A 16336-nucleotide genomic window follows, 5' to 3' on the forward strand; every position below is an offset into this window, starting at 1 on the left:
AGCGGATGGTCATTCGGGCGATCAAGGGGCGATCACGAGCCGTTGAGTGGTTCGCTTGTACTCGGCGTTTCCGTTGAACGTGTATGTTCCATCAGCATTCGGGTGCCAGACGCGGTCGGTCCTGACTGTGCCGAGGACAGGCTGGTAGCTCTTAGATCCCGGTGGCACAACATTCATCTCACTGACTCGGAACGATCCATCACGGTAGATCTCCTCGATGATCATCACGTGCCCTGGCGACGTAGAACCGGACGAGACGATTGCGCCGAGAGACGGAGGTGTGGTGGTTGTCCCGCCCATCCTGCCCGCCATCTCGAAACCGTTCCCCGTTCCTGAATGATCATTAGGTCGCCACGGCAAACCGAGTTCCTTGCGCCGCCAGGCGACCCACGAAGTGCACTCTCCTGCGTACGCTCCCATCCCATCAATGTGGTCATCGGGCGCACCGATCGCCTTCACATACCCGACCCGGCCAGCACTCAACGGTTCGGTCACTCCTGGCGCCGTGTCGCCGACATGCGCCTCCGGGTTGGGCTTAGGATCAGCGGGACGCGTCGTTCCCGAATACCCAGGAACGACACCGCCATCGCTAGGACGGGGCGCTGGAGCAGGCGAAACACGGGTGCCACTGCCATCCGCCGCACTCGCGCGCTCCTGCTCATCGGCATTCGCGCGCAGCTTCTGCGCGGCATCCCTCAATCGCGATGCCGCATCGTGCACACGACGGCTGTGCTCCGAATCCCACTGCACGCGAAAATCAGCTGCGAACGGCCCCACCCAGGCGCTGATGCGGATGGCATTCCCCACCGTCATCCGCCCCGCATCGAGCTCCTGTGCCCGCCGGTCGAACTGCGCGGCCAGCGTTCGAAGCTGTGCGACATCCGCGCCGTACATGGTGCTCATCGGTCCACGCCCGTCACAGCCGCTGAAGCGGACCGAGACTCGGACATCACCGTGCGGACGAGCTGCCCGAGCCCGGACTCCGCCGCGGTCCTGATCCGCTCGAGCCGCTCGGGATCGGGTGACCTGACGTCGACGGATCCGGAGACGATGCGCAGATCAGCGATCGGCGCGTCCTCATCGAACACGGTGATGCGAAGCGCCGGATCCGCACCCGCATCCGCCGCGCCCCGAACCAGATCCGCAAGGAGATCTGCACCCCCGGCGACATATTCGACCACCGCCCCGTGCAGGACTGCGACGGTGACGCTGTCGCCTGCGGTCAACACGATCGCCGGCGGGACCGCGCCGTCCTCCGACCGGACGCTCAGCCACGCGTCGGCACGCATGGCATCACTGGCGATGGCGCGCGATACCGCCAGCTGCACCGCTGCCTCCTCGCTCCCCACTCGCTGCAGTCGATCGACCAGTTCCGAGAACTCCCCTGCGAAGTCACCGACCGCTATCCCGTAGTTCCGGATGGCTGCGACACCCTGCGCCGACGACGCGAGGAGCACGAGGGAGTCGAACGGCAGCACGATACCGTTCCACGATGCTGTACCAGTCATGTTTTCCTCTCAGAAGAGTTTGATCCCCGCGGCCAGAAGCCATTCGGCAGGCTTCTGAAGCACGCTCTCAGCGATCCTGTTGAGCCACGGCGCTTTGCGCTCCACGTTGTCGTTGCCGAGATTGATGAATCCCTGCGGGCCCTGGTATCTGTCCGCGATGTCGGCCGGCGAGTACCCGCGGCTCTGCAACCACGCGGTGTGCGCGTCCTGCGCCGCGTGGTCGAGCGGAATGAAGAACCCCGTCATGTTCTTCAGGCTGTCCCAGAGGAACGACACCGGCCGCGGAACGACCGCGGCCGCGGTGTCGACGGCGGCGAGCATCCCGCCGGCGAGATCCCGGTCGCGGATCGCCTCGGCGAGTCGCGCCGTCGCATCTCCCAGGCTGACCCCCTTCAGAACCGACCCGAGGTAGGACCCGCCGGGGATCACTGTGAAGGCATCGAACTTCGACTTGGTGACGTACTCCACCGCCATCCCGGCGCCATCGACCCAGTACGCCGTCCCCGCCGCCGTGTCCACGACGACATCGACAGCACCGTCCAGCAGCTGCCCGAGGAGCGAGGGCCAGGGATGACGGCGACGGAAATCCTCTTCCTCTGGAACACCGGTCCATTGACGGGAATCAAGCCTCCCGGCACCGCCCCCGTCGGCGGCGCTTGCCCGCTCCTGCTCGTCAGCGTTCGCACGCAGCCTCTGCGCAGCATCGCGAAGCCGCAAGGCAGCGTCGTGCACTCGACGGCTGTGCTCGGAGTCCCACTGCAGGCGGAACGTTGTCGCGAATGGTCCGATCCATGCGCTGATGCGAATCGCATTGCCCACCGTCATCCGATCAGCGTCGAGCTGCTGTGCATGGCGATCGAACCGCGAAGCCAGCTGTCGCAGCTGTGCGACATCCGCACCGTACATCCCGCTCACGATTCCAACTCCTCTCGACCTGCCGAGTCTCCCGACGGGCGGCGCAGCCCCGGTCCGCACCTCCCTGCCTGCGTCAGCCGTTCGAGGCCTGCTCCTGCTGGGCAGCATTCTGCTGCGCCTTGTTGGCCGCGTCGCGCAGTGCCTGTGCCACCTGGCGAAGAGCCGAGGTGTGCTGCCCCGTCCAGTCGTTGCGGAACTGCGTGGCGTCCGGCCCCTGCCACTGCGTGTTGTTGAGCACACCGGTCAGCGATGACAGGACGCCGTCGATGTCGCTCGCCTTCTGGTTGAGCTGCGAACTCAGCTGACGGACCTGCTGAACGTCAAGACCCCAAAGTGCCATTTCTCTTCCTTTCGTCATCCGCCCGATCTGGCGGAACATCTGCTGTCGTTCGCAAAGCTATTGCCCGGCTGCGGGAGCCGTCGATGGAGAATATTGACCATCTGAAGCTCATTCGCGTGCGACCTGGACTTTCGCCGCTCGACCGCCGCCGATGAGGAAACCGCGTCCAGGCGGGAACTCCGCCCTCTTGATGCGCCCGAGCGTCAGGCCGAAAAGCGTGTCGCCGTCGGAATCTCCCGGTGCCAGCAGCAGCCCACGCCGCGCCGCGCGGAACGGCTGGGCGAGGTTGTACGCCTGCGCCCACGTGGAGGACTCCCCTCGCCCACCACAAGCAGATCGGCGCGAGATGCGGTCTTGATCAGCCTGACGAGCTCGTACTCGGCAGGTGTCTCAGTGAACTCGGGGACGGCCTCGATGAACACCGCACATCGCCTGCCCGACTCGATCTCATCGATCAGTCGTCCGCACAGCGCCAGCACGTCGTCCGGAGAATCCGCCGTCTCGCTCCACCCTCGGGCGGACGCCGGGCTGCGCCGCGACGTGAGCCAGATGACGGGCAGCGCAGGATCAGCGCGGCGCACTGCAGATGCGAACGTGCTCAGAGCCGTGGTCCGACCGCTGCCGGGCGGTCCCGCGATCATCATCACACCGCGCGACGCGAAGCTGGCTGCTGCGAGCGAGACGTCGTCGAGGCCGATCACCGGGGACTCGGCCGACCCGACGGGCAGATCTGCGAGTGCGACGCTGTCTGCCAGTCGCGCCACGCCCGCGGGGCGCGGATCGCCACTGCGCCGCAGCGTCGCCGCGAAGCGCTCGATCTCCCGCGCCTGCACGGCGACGTTGCTGCTCTCGCCCAGCACGGCGAGCTGCACCTCATCGCCGTCCAGCATGCCGCGCCCGGGAGGCGACCCCACGCCGAGCACGTCTCGCGGTACACCCAGCGCGAGGTACTCATCGTCGTTCGCGAGCCGGAGGACGATGCGCCGCTGGACCGTCGATGCGATCGACGTCGGCAGCGCGCTGGGTCGCTCCGCCGTGAGGACGACATGCACGCCGACCGCCCGTCCGTCTGCGGCGATCTGCGCGAACGCCGTGTACCACGTGGACAGGTGCGCGGGACCGAACTCATACTGCTCCTTGAACGCACCGATGCCATCCACCAGCAGGAGGATGCGCGGCTCCTGCCGGGCATCGGCCAGCTGACGGTACTGCCCGATCGTCCCGGCATTCACCGCCGCGTAGCGCGCGGCGCGTTCGTCCACGATGTCGCGCAGCATCCGGAGCATGCGGATCACGCGCTCCTCGTCGTCGCCCTGCACGATCGCACCGACATGCGGCAGCCTGGCGAGCATGCTCAGCCCGCGTGCTCCGAAGTCGAGCCCGTACACGTGGGTCGGGCCGCCATGTCTCGATGTGACGCCCGCTGCTACGGCGATGGTCCGCAGCGCGGTGCTCTTGCCCGACCCGCCGGCACCGAAGATCGCGAGATTCCCGTCCTCGTCCGGCCGGTAGTGCGTGGTCGGCTGCGCTTGCGCTGCAGGATCGTCGACGACACCGATCGGCAGCAGCTCGTCCGTTCGAGGATTCGGCAGCAGCTCGAAGCGATAGATCTCGGCGAGCTCATCCAGCCACGGCCTGCGCGGGCGCGGAATCCCTGCGGCTTCCGAGGCTTCCACGACGGTGCGTACTATCCGTGTGATGTCGTGCTCGCCCGCGGGTGCCGGGGCGGCGGCGAGGGCGGGCGCTTCCCACACGGTGTGCGACCCGAAATCGAGTTCCTCCACGTCGATCCGTGGCTCGGGCGGCTCGTTGGTCGTGCGTCCGCCCGCATAGCCGGTCTGGAACGCCGTGATGCGTCCCGGCCCGCGCTTGACCGCGCCGCGCCCGGGCACGGATGGGTCGAAGTATGCTGCCATCTTGTCACCGAGGATGTCGGCGGAATCCTCGGCATCGGCCATTCGCAGTGCGATGCGCAGATTGGTGTTGGCACGGAGGTTGTCCTTGATCACGCCGTTCGGCCGCTGTGTGGCGAGCACCAGATGCAGGCCGAGCGATCGGCCGCGCTGCGCAACGTCGACCACGCCGTCGACGAACTCCGGCACTTCCTGCACCAGTGCCGCGAACTCGTCGACGATGATGATCAGGCTCGGCGGACAGTTCGCGTCGCCGCGCTTCTCCAGCGTGACCAGATCCTTCGCGCCAGCCGCGTTGAGCAGGTGCTCTCTGTATCGCAGCTCAGCTCGCAGGGAGGTCAGTGCCCTTCGCACCATCGCCGGCGAGAGGTCGGTGACCAGCCCCACGGAGTGCGGAAGATCCGTGCACGCCGCAAAAGCCGAGCCGCCCTTGTAGTCGACGAACAGGAACGTCAGCCGATCCGGACTGTGCGCCGTCGCCATGGCGAGAACCCAGGACTGCAGGAACTCGCTCTTACCGGCGCCGGTGGTCCCTCCGACCAGCGCGTGCGGTCCATCGGCACGCAGGTCGAGTGCGAACGGTTCGCTGCCGGCATGACCGAACACAGCTCTCAGGTCGCCTTCCCTGCCGCGCGTGACCGGAGAGTCTGGCGCGCGGGGGATGATCGAGGCGTTCTGCCGCCAGCGCTCCACCACGGCATCGGGCTGATCGAGCACCTCGGATCCCAGGAGCGCGGGCAGCGACACGGCGCGTGGCAGGTCGGAGTCATCCGCATCCGGAACACCCACATCGACGACCGGCGCGAGCTGCCGAGCGAGGTACTCGGCGGTTGCGACTTCGAGCACCTCGAGCGACACCGGTGCCGTCGTCGCGCCACGGCGCACCTGGACGATGCTCCCGGTCGTCCCGCTCTCGTCCACCTCGATGTAACTGCGGCATGCGGCGGGCAGCTGGTCACGGTGAGGCGCACACCACAGCACGTGGATGCCGGCATCCGGGCCACGCTCGACGATCCTCGTCAGGCGCGCGCGGTCCACCGGCGCGCCGTGCTCGACGAGGACGATGACGACGGGGGTGATGTTCGCGGGTTCCTCGCCCCCGGTCGCCTCCTCTGTGATGACTCCCCGCGGCACCGGCCCGTTCTCCACTCGTTCGTCGATGAGCCCCTCGAGGGTGGAGAGCAGCTGCACGCCGGCGCTTCGGGAATCCGCAAGCGATCCTGCCGGGATCGGGCTGTGCGTCGAGCCGGTGTGCGGCAGCCACGACAGCCACTGCCAGTCCGGCCGCCGATCCGATGAGACCAGAGCCGCGACGACGACCTCCGACGGAGCGTGCCTGGCCACCAGCTGATACATCAGCGATCTGGCGACGGCAGCGCCTGCGCTGCCGGCCACGCCCAGCGCACCACCCTCGCGAAGCGGGATCGTGACGGGCACGTCGTCGATGTGTGCGAACTCCTCACGCAATCCATCAAGCTCCGCCCGCGACTCCGGCAGGCCGCGAGGATCCGTGGCTGCGGCGATGCTGTTGCGGGACAGGTCTCGGCCGGAACCGGCGTGCAGGATGAGGAATGTGCTCGATTCCGGGCGTTCCGTCCACAGCAGCGGGCCCAGGCGCAGTGCATCCTGCTGCAGCTGCGCACAGGTGGGCAGCTCGGCCAGGCGTGCTGCGCGCTCCTGAGCGCGCGCCGTCTCGAGCTTCGCCCGCAGTCCGGCCAGCTCGGCCGCGAACGTCTCGCGCTCGGCTTTCAGCGTGCGCCTCTGAGTGATGCGCTGATCGACGAAGGCTCCCAGTAGCAGCAGCGGGCTCATCGCCATCATGATCACGCCCAGCACCTGCTGCGTGAGCGCCCACATCACCACGCCCATCAGCAGTGGCGCGACCAGCGCCAGGTACGGCAGCCGCTGCAGCTGCGGCCGCTGCGGCAGACCGGGTGCCTCGAACTCCTCGCCCGGATACGGCGCGACGACGCGCGGGGATCGGATGTGGTCGATCTGCGTCACGGCCGCGTGCGTGACCTTCTGCAGCTGGACGACGGCGAGTTCGCTGTCGCCCAGCGAAATCGTGTCCCTTGCGGAGACCACGGCTCGTGTCACCAGATCGCCGGATACGCGGATGCCGTTGGCGGAGCCGAGGTCGATGATCTCGATCGTGTTGGACACGTTGATCCGTGCGTGCCGTTTCGAGATCATCGGGTCGGTGAGGCGCACCCCCACGTCGCGGTCGCGCCCTACGACCGTCGCCCCGGCCGGCAGGGGGAACTCCTGTCCCGCGTCCGGTCCCGACAGCACTCGAAGGCGCGCGACGGCGCGTGAGCCGGTGTCACCAGTGGGTTCGGGTGCTGCTGCCGGGGCGACCCGTACGTGCATGCCGGAGAGCAGTCCCGCCTCGGCAACTGTCGTCTGCGGCGCCAGTGGCCTGCTGCCCTGCGGCGCGGAGGCATCGAGGATGTGCAGGGTCGCGTTCGAGGGCGCCGTCGACCGTCGAGTGGGATCGCCTGCCAGAAGACGAGCGGCGACGTCGGCGACGGTAGCGGTGGCATCAGCCGTCACGGCCAGGTCGACAGGGCCCGCCTCACGGTGCAGGGTGAGCTTCAGCTTCACAGCGTCTCCTCTGCTTCACGGTCGAGCAGTGCCAGATCGGCTCGTGTGACGATCCGCGCGGCGATCGCGTACTCCACCAGTCGGATGCGACGGTTCGTCGCATAGGAGCGCATCCCTCCGCGCAAGCCACGCACCCCCAGCCGGTCGAACTTGTCGCAGACGTTGTCGAGCTTGCGGTTGAACCGGGTGACGGTCCATCCCAGCCGTGCTGCGGCTTGCGCTCCCGTCGGGATCCCGCCCATCCCGGCGCCCTCGCGCAGCAGCATCGTCTCGGCGAGGGCGAGGATGACGAGTTTCTGGGTCGGGGTGAGCGTGACGTCGCCGATCGTCGTAGATCCGGTCAGCGCACGCGGCATGGTGTCGGCGAAAGAGGGCTCTCTCATGTGGATGGACAGCTCGTAGGTCGTCGGTCCCGCGGTGAACACGATGGTCGTCAGCTCGAACACGAGAGGCAGCCGTCCCCCGGCGCCAGCCAGGACTGCAGCCGCCCTGCACCATCGGTGACTGTGAGCGTCAACCGGGAGCCGACGTTCTCCAGTATCCAGATGCCGTCGACGTCCCTGATCTGCAGCAGTCGCCGGTGCAGAAATGGGTTGTCGTCGATGACGAGATCGGCCTCACGCCCGATCGAGTACGGCGCCCCGGGTGCGAGTGCGTGCCATTCGCCGCAGTACTCCACCTGGATCTGCGGTTCGTCGTCGACGTGCACTGCTTCTGAGCTCATGACGTGCACCCCTGCACTCCTTCTGTGGCGGCTGAACCGTCCGCCCTCACCAGCAGCACCTCGATGCAAGTCCTTCCCTCGTCGACCGGAGGGAGCGATGCGGTCGGCTCCGTCGCGGGCTCGAAGCTGAACGACTCGCCGGCGACGACCGGGCGCCACAGGTAGCGGTCGCCCTTCTGCGGGTCGGGGTTGCTCCAGGTGAAGACGGCTTCGCCATCGCGCACGATTCCCGACACGTCTTCGACCTCGGCGGGCTGCGCACCATCGATATCGACAGGGGCGCTCGTCGGCTTCTTGTGCACCGGCGACGTGGTGCTGCCGGAGAGCGAGGTGATGATCACGATCGTCACCACCGCTGCGATCAGTACGACTCCCGAGAGTATGCCGATCACCAGCCCCCGGCGGCGGCGCGGCTGAGGGACATCCACCTCTACCGGCGCGTCTGGCATCGGCGTACGCACCACGGTGTCGTCGATCGGCGGCACGGCAGGCGCGGAGACCCGTGCGGGGGCGAATGCCGGCTGCGGAGCCGAGGAGGACCGTCCGCCGCTCGATCGCACAGTGTCCTCGGCCGGCGCCGTCGGCACAGTCGGCCCGGTGAGCACGGTCGGCACGGTCGGTGCCGTCGATGCATTCGGTCCGGTCGGCGCGTTCAGCGTGGTCGGCGCGTTGGGCGCGGCCGGGACGGTTGCCGTCGGCTGCGCGTCGATGCGCATGATCCCGCGGAATCTGGTCTCCTCCTCGCCGTCCTCGTCATCGGTGTCGAAGGAGAGGTCCTCGTCATCCAGGACGATCGGCGTGGGCTGCATGCCGTGCTCGATCTGGACCTTCTGCAGCGCATGGGCGAAGGCCTGCGCGGTCTGCGGTCGATCCGCCGGGTTCTTCGACATCGCCTGGCGCAGCACGACCTCCAGCGACTCGGACACGTCGGCGCGGCCGATCGGCGGCACCGGCATCGCCTGGATGCGTGAGATCACGTCGATGTCGGTGTTCGAGGCGCCGGGGATCTGAAACGGGCTGCGGTTGGTGAGCAGCGTGTACAGCGTGGCCGCCAGCGAGTACACGTCAGATGCGCGTGAGCCGACGATGGGGATGCTCAGCGACTCGGGCGGCGACCACGGGATGCTCATGCCGACCATCTCCGCAGAGCCATCACCGGCGGCGGCGATGCCGAAGTCGGCGAGCTTGGGATGACCATACCTGTCGACGAGGATGTTCGCGGGCTTGATGTCGCGGTGCAGCACGCCCGCACGGTGGGCGGTCTCGACGGCGGCCGCGATCTGGACGCCGACCCGCAGCGTCTCCGCCTCGGAGAAACGCTCCTTCCGGTGCCGTACCTGCAGATTCGGCCGGGGACAGTACTCCATCGCCAGGTAGGGACGGCCGTCGTCTGAGATGCCGGCCTGGTAGATACCGACGATCGACGGGTGCGACGAGAACTGCGCCATCGTGTTCGCCTCGGCCGTGAAGCTCGCCACGGTCGAGGCCGCCATCTTCGACTTCAGCAGCACCTTCACCGCCACCTGACGACTGGGGTGCCGCTGCTGGTAGAGGAACACGTCGGCGAAGCCGCCCGCACCAATGGTGCTGATCGGATCGAAGCCCTCGATGTGCGGCGGGGTGGAAGGCGGGCGCCTGCTCATCACAGCCCCTCGAAGGACAGCTGAACGCCGTCACCCAGGTCAAGGCGGTCACCCGCGACGAGCAGCGCGGCCTCATGGGGTTGCAGCCGCACCGGCTCGGAGTTCGTCCGCAGCAGCCACGTGCCGTTCGTCGTTCCCAAGTCGGTCGCCACGACGTCACCCGCGACGATGCCGAGTTCCACGTGGCTGCGCGAGACGTCGTGGTTCGCGCTCTCGACGGTCACCAGATGGGGGATCTCCCCGGTTGCACGTACGGCACGCGGTCGCCGCCCGACGACCGCGCTGCGATCGAGGACGACGCGCTGCCCCGTCGAGACGATCAGCGCGGGATGCGGGCGCCCGGCCGGTGTCGACGCCGCCGTCGGGATGCTGTCGGCCTGCTGTCCCAGCAGCGCGGCGAGCTGAGCCGAAGAGACCGTCTCACCGTCGTGGTCTCCGGCCTGCACCTGTGCCGCCCCGGGTGCGGCATCCGCTGCCGCCGGTGCCGCACCCGCGATCGGGATTCCGGTGATCATCCGCCGCGGCGCCTGCTCTGCGGCGGATGGCTGCGGAGCCACCGGTGCGAGCGTGTTTGGCTTCTCCTCCGGGGCGGCAGGCTCTGCTGCAGTGAGCGGATCGACCACCGCCGGCTCTGCCGGATCCGCCGTGGACCGCACGGCGGCATCCTCCACGACGCCGGCCCGGGTCTCGCCGAAGAGCAGGTGCTCGTAGCCGCGGGTGGAGGTCGAGGCATCCACCTCCTGCTCACCGGGGTGGGCCCGGCTCGCTTCATCCGGCGCGACCTCGCCCTCCTCGGCATCCGGGTCCGCAGCCAGCGTCTGGTCGATCTGCGGTGCCATGGTCTCACCCGTTGGCTGCATGGGTGCAGACGGTTCCTGCTCTTCCGGATGCGGCTCGGCTGCGGCCGTCGCGGACTCGACGATGGTCGACGGCGTCTCCGACGCCGCCGTGATGCGCCACAGTATCCGTCCGACAGCGGCCACGCCGGCGTGCAGCGGGAGCGCGGCAGAGCCGTCGCCCTCTCCGATCAGCTCGACCTCCGCCGGCGACGACACCGACTTCTCCACCCAGGTGGACACGCCCAGGCCTGTCACCAGCTGCACGGCCCCACCGGCTGCGACAATCCGTACCTGTGCTGAACCGCGCACCATGACCCGCAGCTCGTCGGCGCCCTCGTCGAGGAACACCGCCGCGAACGACGGCAGTGCGTCCAGAGACGACCCGAACGACCCGACCAGGCTCCCGATCACCGCTCCCGGGCCGGGCTCGCTGTTCAGGGCGTCCCACAGCTTCGCCATCCAGTCATCGGGCATGCCCGCAGCGAACAGCGCGCTCGCTCGCGGCACGACCGCCGCGCACCATTGGCCTCTGCTATAGGTCGGCATCGGGGCTCCTTCCTTGCTCCGTCCGCTCGGGATGATGCCGTCCAGGCCGTTCGGCCTGGTGTCCTCATCGGCTTCACCGCCGGAGGTGGGGTCGTCGTCGGCTGCGATCACGCGCAACGCATCGACGACGATCACCGTGACGTTGTCGCGGCCCCCGTTCAGCAGCGCGTGGTGCACCAGTCGGGTCGCTGCGGCCTGCGCGGACGGTTCGCCGTGGAGAACCTCGGCGATCTGCTCGACGGAGACCTCCTTCGTCAGTCCGTCCGAGCAGATCATCAGGCGCTCACCCTGCATCATCGGCAGCAGCCAGTAGTCGGGGGTCGAAGTCGAGCCGGCACCGAGCGCCCGGGTGATGACGCTGCGCTGCGGATGCCGTTCGGCGGCCTCGGCACTGATCTGACCGCTGTCCATCAGCGCCTGCACGGCAGAGTGATCGACGCTGATCTGCGAGAGCGCCCCGCCGTGCATCCGATAGGTGCGGGAATCCCCGACGTTCAGGATCAGCCAGTACGGCTCGCCATCCTGCTCGATCGCGATGGCTCCCGAGATCGTCGTGCCGGCGGCATCCCGCTGCGTCTGAATGGCATCGACTCCCCGTACGGCACGGTCGAAGGCATGCTGCACGCGTTCCGGATCGACCTGCACCTCCAGCAGCTCACGAAAACTCGCGATCGCTCTCGCGCTCGCCTCAGCGCCACCCTCGTGGCCGCCCATCCCGTCCGCCACCAGGAACAGGGGCGACTCCGCGACGAACGAGTCCTCGTTCACCTTTCGGCGCAGCCCGCGATCCGTGCACGCGCCCCAGGTCAGCTCAACGGCATCCGTCTGCATCATCGTCGCCTCCTCGGCCTGCCGAGCGTGCCGATCACCGAACGCGGGAAGAGCCGGGCACGAAGTCGGCGGTGCCACGGCATCGCCCGCGAGATCAACCGGCGTGCCGCCTCCATGTCGGACCAGTACGACTCGACGTCGGCGTCGCTGGGCGGGTTCTCGCCGAACACGGCCGCATCCGCGCGCACCGCCAGCGAGCGAGACCCGGCCTGCGGTACACGCTCGTCCAGAGCGATGCTCTGCTCCCGTCGGGTGGCCCCGGCCGGGAGGGCGTATCCGACATCCCCTGCGGAATCCACCAGCTCGGCCCAGCCGCCGTCGACGCGGCCGACCGCGGTGGCCGACTTCACGCGAGCACGGCGGCGCCGTCCGCGCAGCGTCGCGAGCACGATCGATGGCCCCGCCACGACGAGGATCCCCAGCAGGGAGAACCCCGAGATCCGCAGCGTCGCCCACAGCCAGCCGAGGTCCGCCGGCTCATCACCATGGCCTGCCGCCTCCACGGGCGGTGCGGGCGGCAGCTCGGCGGGCTCCTGCGGCGCGGCCGGCGGCTGCGCCACCTGCACACGCGGCTTGGACCGGGGCTCGGGCGCCTGCATCTTGGGCACATTGGTCTCCGGCGGCGTCGGTGAGAACGCCACCCACCCCAGACCGTTGAAGGGCACCTCGACCCAGGCGTGCAGGTCGGCGCCGGTCACGGTCGTGCTCTTCTCGCCCGACGCGGGGGTGAATCCCATCACCACCCGAGCAGGGATGCCCAGTTGCGTGGCCGCGAGTGCCATCGCCACCGCGTACTGCTCGTCATCGCCGATCATCTCCTGCGCGCCGAGCAGCTGATCCAAGCGCCCGATGCTGTGCCCTGAGCGCGACGGCGCCTGGTTCTCCAGGCCATCGCTGAACGCGCCCGATTGGAAGACCTGCTCCAGTGCGCGAAGCTGCTCGAACTGCGTGCCGACGTCGGCGGTCGCGTCATCGAGCACAGGCTGCAGCGTGTCGGGCACGCGTTCGGGTGTCGGCATCGAGACATCGGCGACGCCCGCCCGCTTCAACTCGTCGTCGTTCGGTCGTGCGGGAACCACGACCTCCATCCGGTAGGTCTCGCCCTTGCGCACACCGGTGGTCTGCACTGCGGTTCCCGTCACCGAGTTGTAATGCAGGGCTTCAGCCGGCGTCTCCGAATCAGCGACGATGACGTCGAGATACCCCACCGTGGGCAGCCACACCCCGGTCAGATCGTCGATGCGCACCGTCACCGTGGCCCGGCTGCCCTTCGTGTTGTTCTCGATCGTGCGCCCCACGCGCGCGAAGAGCCCGGACCCGGAGCCGCCACCCGTCACCTTGTACACGGTGCCGTCGTACAGATCGAGCGTGGCCAAGCGTATGGACGCCCCTGCCGGCAGTCCTCGCACCGTGAACAGGTCGAGGTCGTCACCGCCCCGCACGAAGCGGCGGTAGTCCATCAGCGGCGAGGCATAGTCATGCAGCTCCAGCGGCGGCACGACATGGTCTCGCAGCACCTCTCGATCAGCGGATGCCGCTGATGCGACAGCAGTGCCTCCCACAGCGGCGACCAGCACCGCGACCGTCGCCAGTACCGCGGCCAACGGCCGGCCCTTACGCGCTCCGGCATCCGCATCCGCAGTGAGCGCGACGGTGCGCTCGGCCTCCGCGCGGCTCCTGCGCCAGACCAGCCATGCGACGGCGACGGCCGCGAACAGCGCGCCCGCAATCGCAGGGAAGTATCCGAGGTAGGTGCTGAAAGCGGTGGCGAGCACCAGGAGTGCAGCCAGCGGGATCATCGCGAATGCGGGCCTGCGCGCGCGCAGCCCCAGGCTCGCCCCGATGGTCGAGACGATCATCGTCAACAGAAGCGGCCCGACGGTGAGCTCGGGGAACCCGGTGAACGGCGCAGGCATCGTGAGCAGCTGTTTCCAGATCTGCACGATGGCCAGCCCCATCGAGCGCAGCACCTCGAGGGTCGGGACGGCGCCGAGGATGGACTCATCGCGGAAGGCGACCACGGGTGCCAGCAGCACGTAGACCAGCACGAGCAGCGCGGCGATGCTCAGCATCCGCCAGCGGAGGCGAGCCGCGACGGTCGCCAGCGCGCTCCCGGCGATGACGCCGGCAGCCACCGCGATCCAGAAATCGAGGGAGAGGAACGCGGATGCCATCGGCGAGACGGCGAGCACGGTCAGAGCGCCGATCGCCGCGACGTCCAACGGCCAGCCCCGCCTCATGCCGACACCGCCCGGATCGCGGCGCGCAATGAGTCGAGTTCAGGCACGTCGACGGCGGTGAGTCCGCCGATCGCTCTGCGTGCGAGCTCCCCGCGTGCGGCGGCGCGAAGAGCGGCGGACTGGGCAGTGACGGGAACCCGAAGCGCAGCGGTATTCAGCCGTGGCAGTTCGACACCCACGCCCGTGACGAACATGACCACGGATGCCGACGGCATCTGCGCCGCCACGATCTGCCCCAGGCTCTCGCTGGGCTGCGCCGTCTCGGACCGCTCGATCGCCGCGATGCGGTCCAGCAGACGTCCCGGTGTGGGCTCGTCGATGGCGTCCGCACCGGCGAGCATGATGACGTCTTTGCCCTCGCGCATCGCGGAGACGGCGACGGATGCGGCGATGGAGACCGCAAGCTCGAACTCGTCCTCGTCGGCGTACTCGTCGGCACGAGTCGAGAGAGCGACCACGAGCTGCGAACGGCGGGTCTGTTCGAACTGGCGGATCATCAGCGTCTGTGTACGCGCTGTGGCCTTCCAGTGCACATGGCGCAAGTCGTCTCCGGGCGTGTACTCGCGCAGCGCATGGAAGGAGATGTCGTCATCGGCGAGGTCCCGAGTGGGCAGCCCTTCGAGGTCGCGGACCAGACCGGTGGTGTCGCCCAGCAGTGAGACGGTGCGCGGGTGGATGTACAGCTCAGTCGCATCGCCCCAGCGCTGCTCATGCTGCAGCAGGCCGAGCGGATCGCCGCGCAGCGACGTCGCAGGCCCGATCGTCAGGACGGCCCGCCTGCTCGTGGGGATGCTGAGCAGTTCGTCGTGCTCGGCATCCGCCCCCAGCCGCGGCACGCGCACCCGCGCGCGCACGGCGCCGACCGGCAGCATCATCCACGCCGCAGGGGATGCGGATCCGGCGATGTTCCTGATCACCAGCCGGCCGACGGCCTGCTCCCCGACCACGACGCGCGAGGAGGCCAGTTCCATGCGCACCGTGTAGCGGGCGCGGCCCAGCACGTACGGAACAGCAAGGACCAGCAGCAGCGCGCCGACGACGGCGGCGGCCATGAACTCCGCCCAGCCCAGAAGCACCCCCAGAAGGAGAGCGGTCAGCGAGCAGAGCAGCACGCCCCAGCCCAGCGACGTGCCCATCCGCAGCACCCGTCCGATCGGCCCGAGGGCGCGGACGGCACGCTGCACCCCGTTTCCGAGCACACCGAGCACCTCGCGCACGCGCGACGGGGCTGCGGCAGGAGTCATGCCGCGTCGATCCTGGACTGCGGAGCAGCCACGTCGGCCAGCACGCGCGCGATCACATCGACCGCCTCGACACCCGCGAACTCGGCCTCGGGATCCATCACCAGCCGATGTGCCCAGACCGGCACCGCCAGCGCCTTGATGTCGTCGGGGATCACGTAAGTGCGGCCTTCTGTGGCCGCCCACACCTTGGCGGCCCGCAGGATCGCCAGCATTCCTCGTACGGAGACTCCCAGCCGGGTGCTGCCATCGCGGCGTGTCTCCTCTGCCAGCTGTGCGACGTAGTAGCGCAGCGCATCATCGACGTGCACGGTCGCCAGCAATGCGGTCAGGTCGGCGACGGCGCTGGTCGTGATCATCGGCTCGAGCGCCGCCGCCCGGTTCTTCGAGCCCGTGTCCCGCAGCACCTCTGCCGCCGCCTCGAGATCGGGGTAGCCGACCGACGTCTTGATCAGGAAGCGGTCCAGCTGCGCCTCCGGCAGCTTGTATGTGCCGGCTTGCTCGATCGGGTTCTGCGTGGCGATCACGAGGAACGGACGCCCCACCTCATAGGCGGTGCCGTCGATCGTGACGCGCCCTTCTTCCATCACCTCCAGCAGTGCGGACTGCGTCTTCGGAGATGCGCGGTTGATCTCGTCGGCCAGCACGATGGAAGCGAAGATCGGGCCGTGGTGGAACGTGAACTCGTGCGTCTGCTGATCGTAGATGCGGATGCCGGTGACGTCGGAGGGCAACAGGTCGGGAGTGAACTGGATGCGCGAACTGGTGCCCTGCACGGTCGCGGCCAGCGCCTTGGCCAGCTGCGTCTTGCCGGTGCCCGGCGCGTCCTCCAGCAGAACGTGTCCATCGGCGATCAACGCGGTCAGGACGAGGCGGATCACCTCCGGCTTGCCGAGCACAGCCTGCCCGACATTGTCGCTGAGCTGCTGGAAGGTGCCGGCGAACCACGTCGCCTGCTCTTGCGTGAGTGTCATATGTGTTCCTTACTGGTC

The 16336-nt window shown here is 68.6% G+C and carries 10 protein-coding genes and 1 pseudogene; all 11 read right to left on the reverse strand.

Annotated features, from left to right (window positions below; genetic code table 11):
* Positions 1-21 precede the first annotated feature (21 nt).
* Positions 22-903: a CHAP domain-containing protein gene (locus tag QUE33_RS10725; RefSeq protein WP_286299886.1), complete on the reverse strand. Its 882-nt coding sequence runs from the start codon at positions 901-903 to the stop codon at positions 22-24.
* Entirely contained in the window at positions 900-1508 is a 609-nt protein-coding gene (locus tag QUE33_RS10730) for a hypothetical protein (protein ID WP_286299887.1), read from the reverse strand. Before QUE33_RS10730 ends, QUE33_RS10725 begins: the two co-directional genes overlap by 4 nt.
* 9 nt (positions 1509-1517) lie before the next feature.
* Positions 1518-2423, reverse strand: coding sequence for a hypothetical protein (locus tag QUE33_RS10735; RefSeq protein ID WP_286299888.1), 906 nt, complete (start codon positions 2421-2423; stop codon positions 1518-1520).
* Between the two features lie 73 nt (positions 2424-2496).
* Positions 2497-2763, reverse strand: coding sequence for a WXG100 family type VII secretion target (locus QUE33_RS10740; RefSeq protein WP_286299889.1), 267 nt, complete (start codon positions 2761-2763; stop codon positions 2497-2499).
* A 203-nt stretch (positions 2764-2966) separates the two neighbouring features.
* Positions 2967-7280 (reverse strand): type VII secretion EssC family protein, encoded by a 4314-nt coding sequence (locus QUE33_RS10745; RefSeq protein ID WP_350226451.1) that lies wholly within the window; start codon positions 7278-7280, stop codon positions 2967-2969.
* Positions 7277-8004: pseudogene (locus tag QUE33_RS10750) on the reverse strand (FHA domain-containing protein). The gene QUE33_RS10745 and the pseudogene QUE33_RS10750 overlap by 4 nt, the downstream one beginning before the upstream one ends.
* The gene (locus QUE33_RS10755) at positions 8001-9647 is read right to left on the reverse strand and encodes a serine/threonine-protein kinase (RefSeq protein ID WP_286299890.1); all 1647 of its coding nucleotides are present in this window, start codon (positions 9645-9647) and stop codon (positions 8001-8003) included. The pseudogene QUE33_RS10750 and the gene QUE33_RS10755 overlap by 4 nt, the downstream one beginning before the upstream one ends.
* Positions 9647-11866: a protein phosphatase 2C domain-containing protein gene (locus QUE33_RS10760; protein ID WP_286299891.1), complete on the reverse strand. Its 2220-nt coding sequence runs from the start codon at positions 11864-11866 to the stop codon at positions 9647-9649. The genes QUE33_RS10755 and QUE33_RS10760 overlap by 1 nt, the downstream gene beginning before the upstream one ends.
* Entirely contained in the window at positions 11863-14103 is a 2241-nt protein-coding gene (locus QUE33_RS10765; RefSeq protein ID WP_286299893.1) for a transglutaminase-like domain-containing protein, read from the reverse strand. The genes QUE33_RS10760 and QUE33_RS10765 overlap by 4 nt, the downstream gene beginning before the upstream one ends.
* Positions 14100-15347: a DUF58 domain-containing protein gene (locus QUE33_RS10770; RefSeq protein WP_286299896.1), complete on the reverse strand. Its 1248-nt coding sequence runs from the start codon at positions 15345-15347 to the stop codon at positions 14100-14102. The genes QUE33_RS10765 and QUE33_RS10770 overlap by 4 nt, the downstream gene beginning before the upstream one ends.
* Positions 15344-16318, reverse strand: coding sequence for an AAA family ATPase (locus tag QUE33_RS10775; protein WP_286299899.1), 975 nt, complete (start codon positions 16316-16318; stop codon positions 15344-15346). Before QUE33_RS10775 ends, QUE33_RS10770 begins: the two co-directional genes overlap by 4 nt.
* Between the last annotated feature and the right edge of the window lie 18 nt (positions 16319-16336).

The organism is Microbacterium suwonense, from assembly GCF_030296555.1.
Taxonomy (GTDB): Bacteria; Actinomycetota; Actinomycetes; order Actinomycetales; family Microbacteriaceae; genus Microbacterium; species Microbacterium suwonense.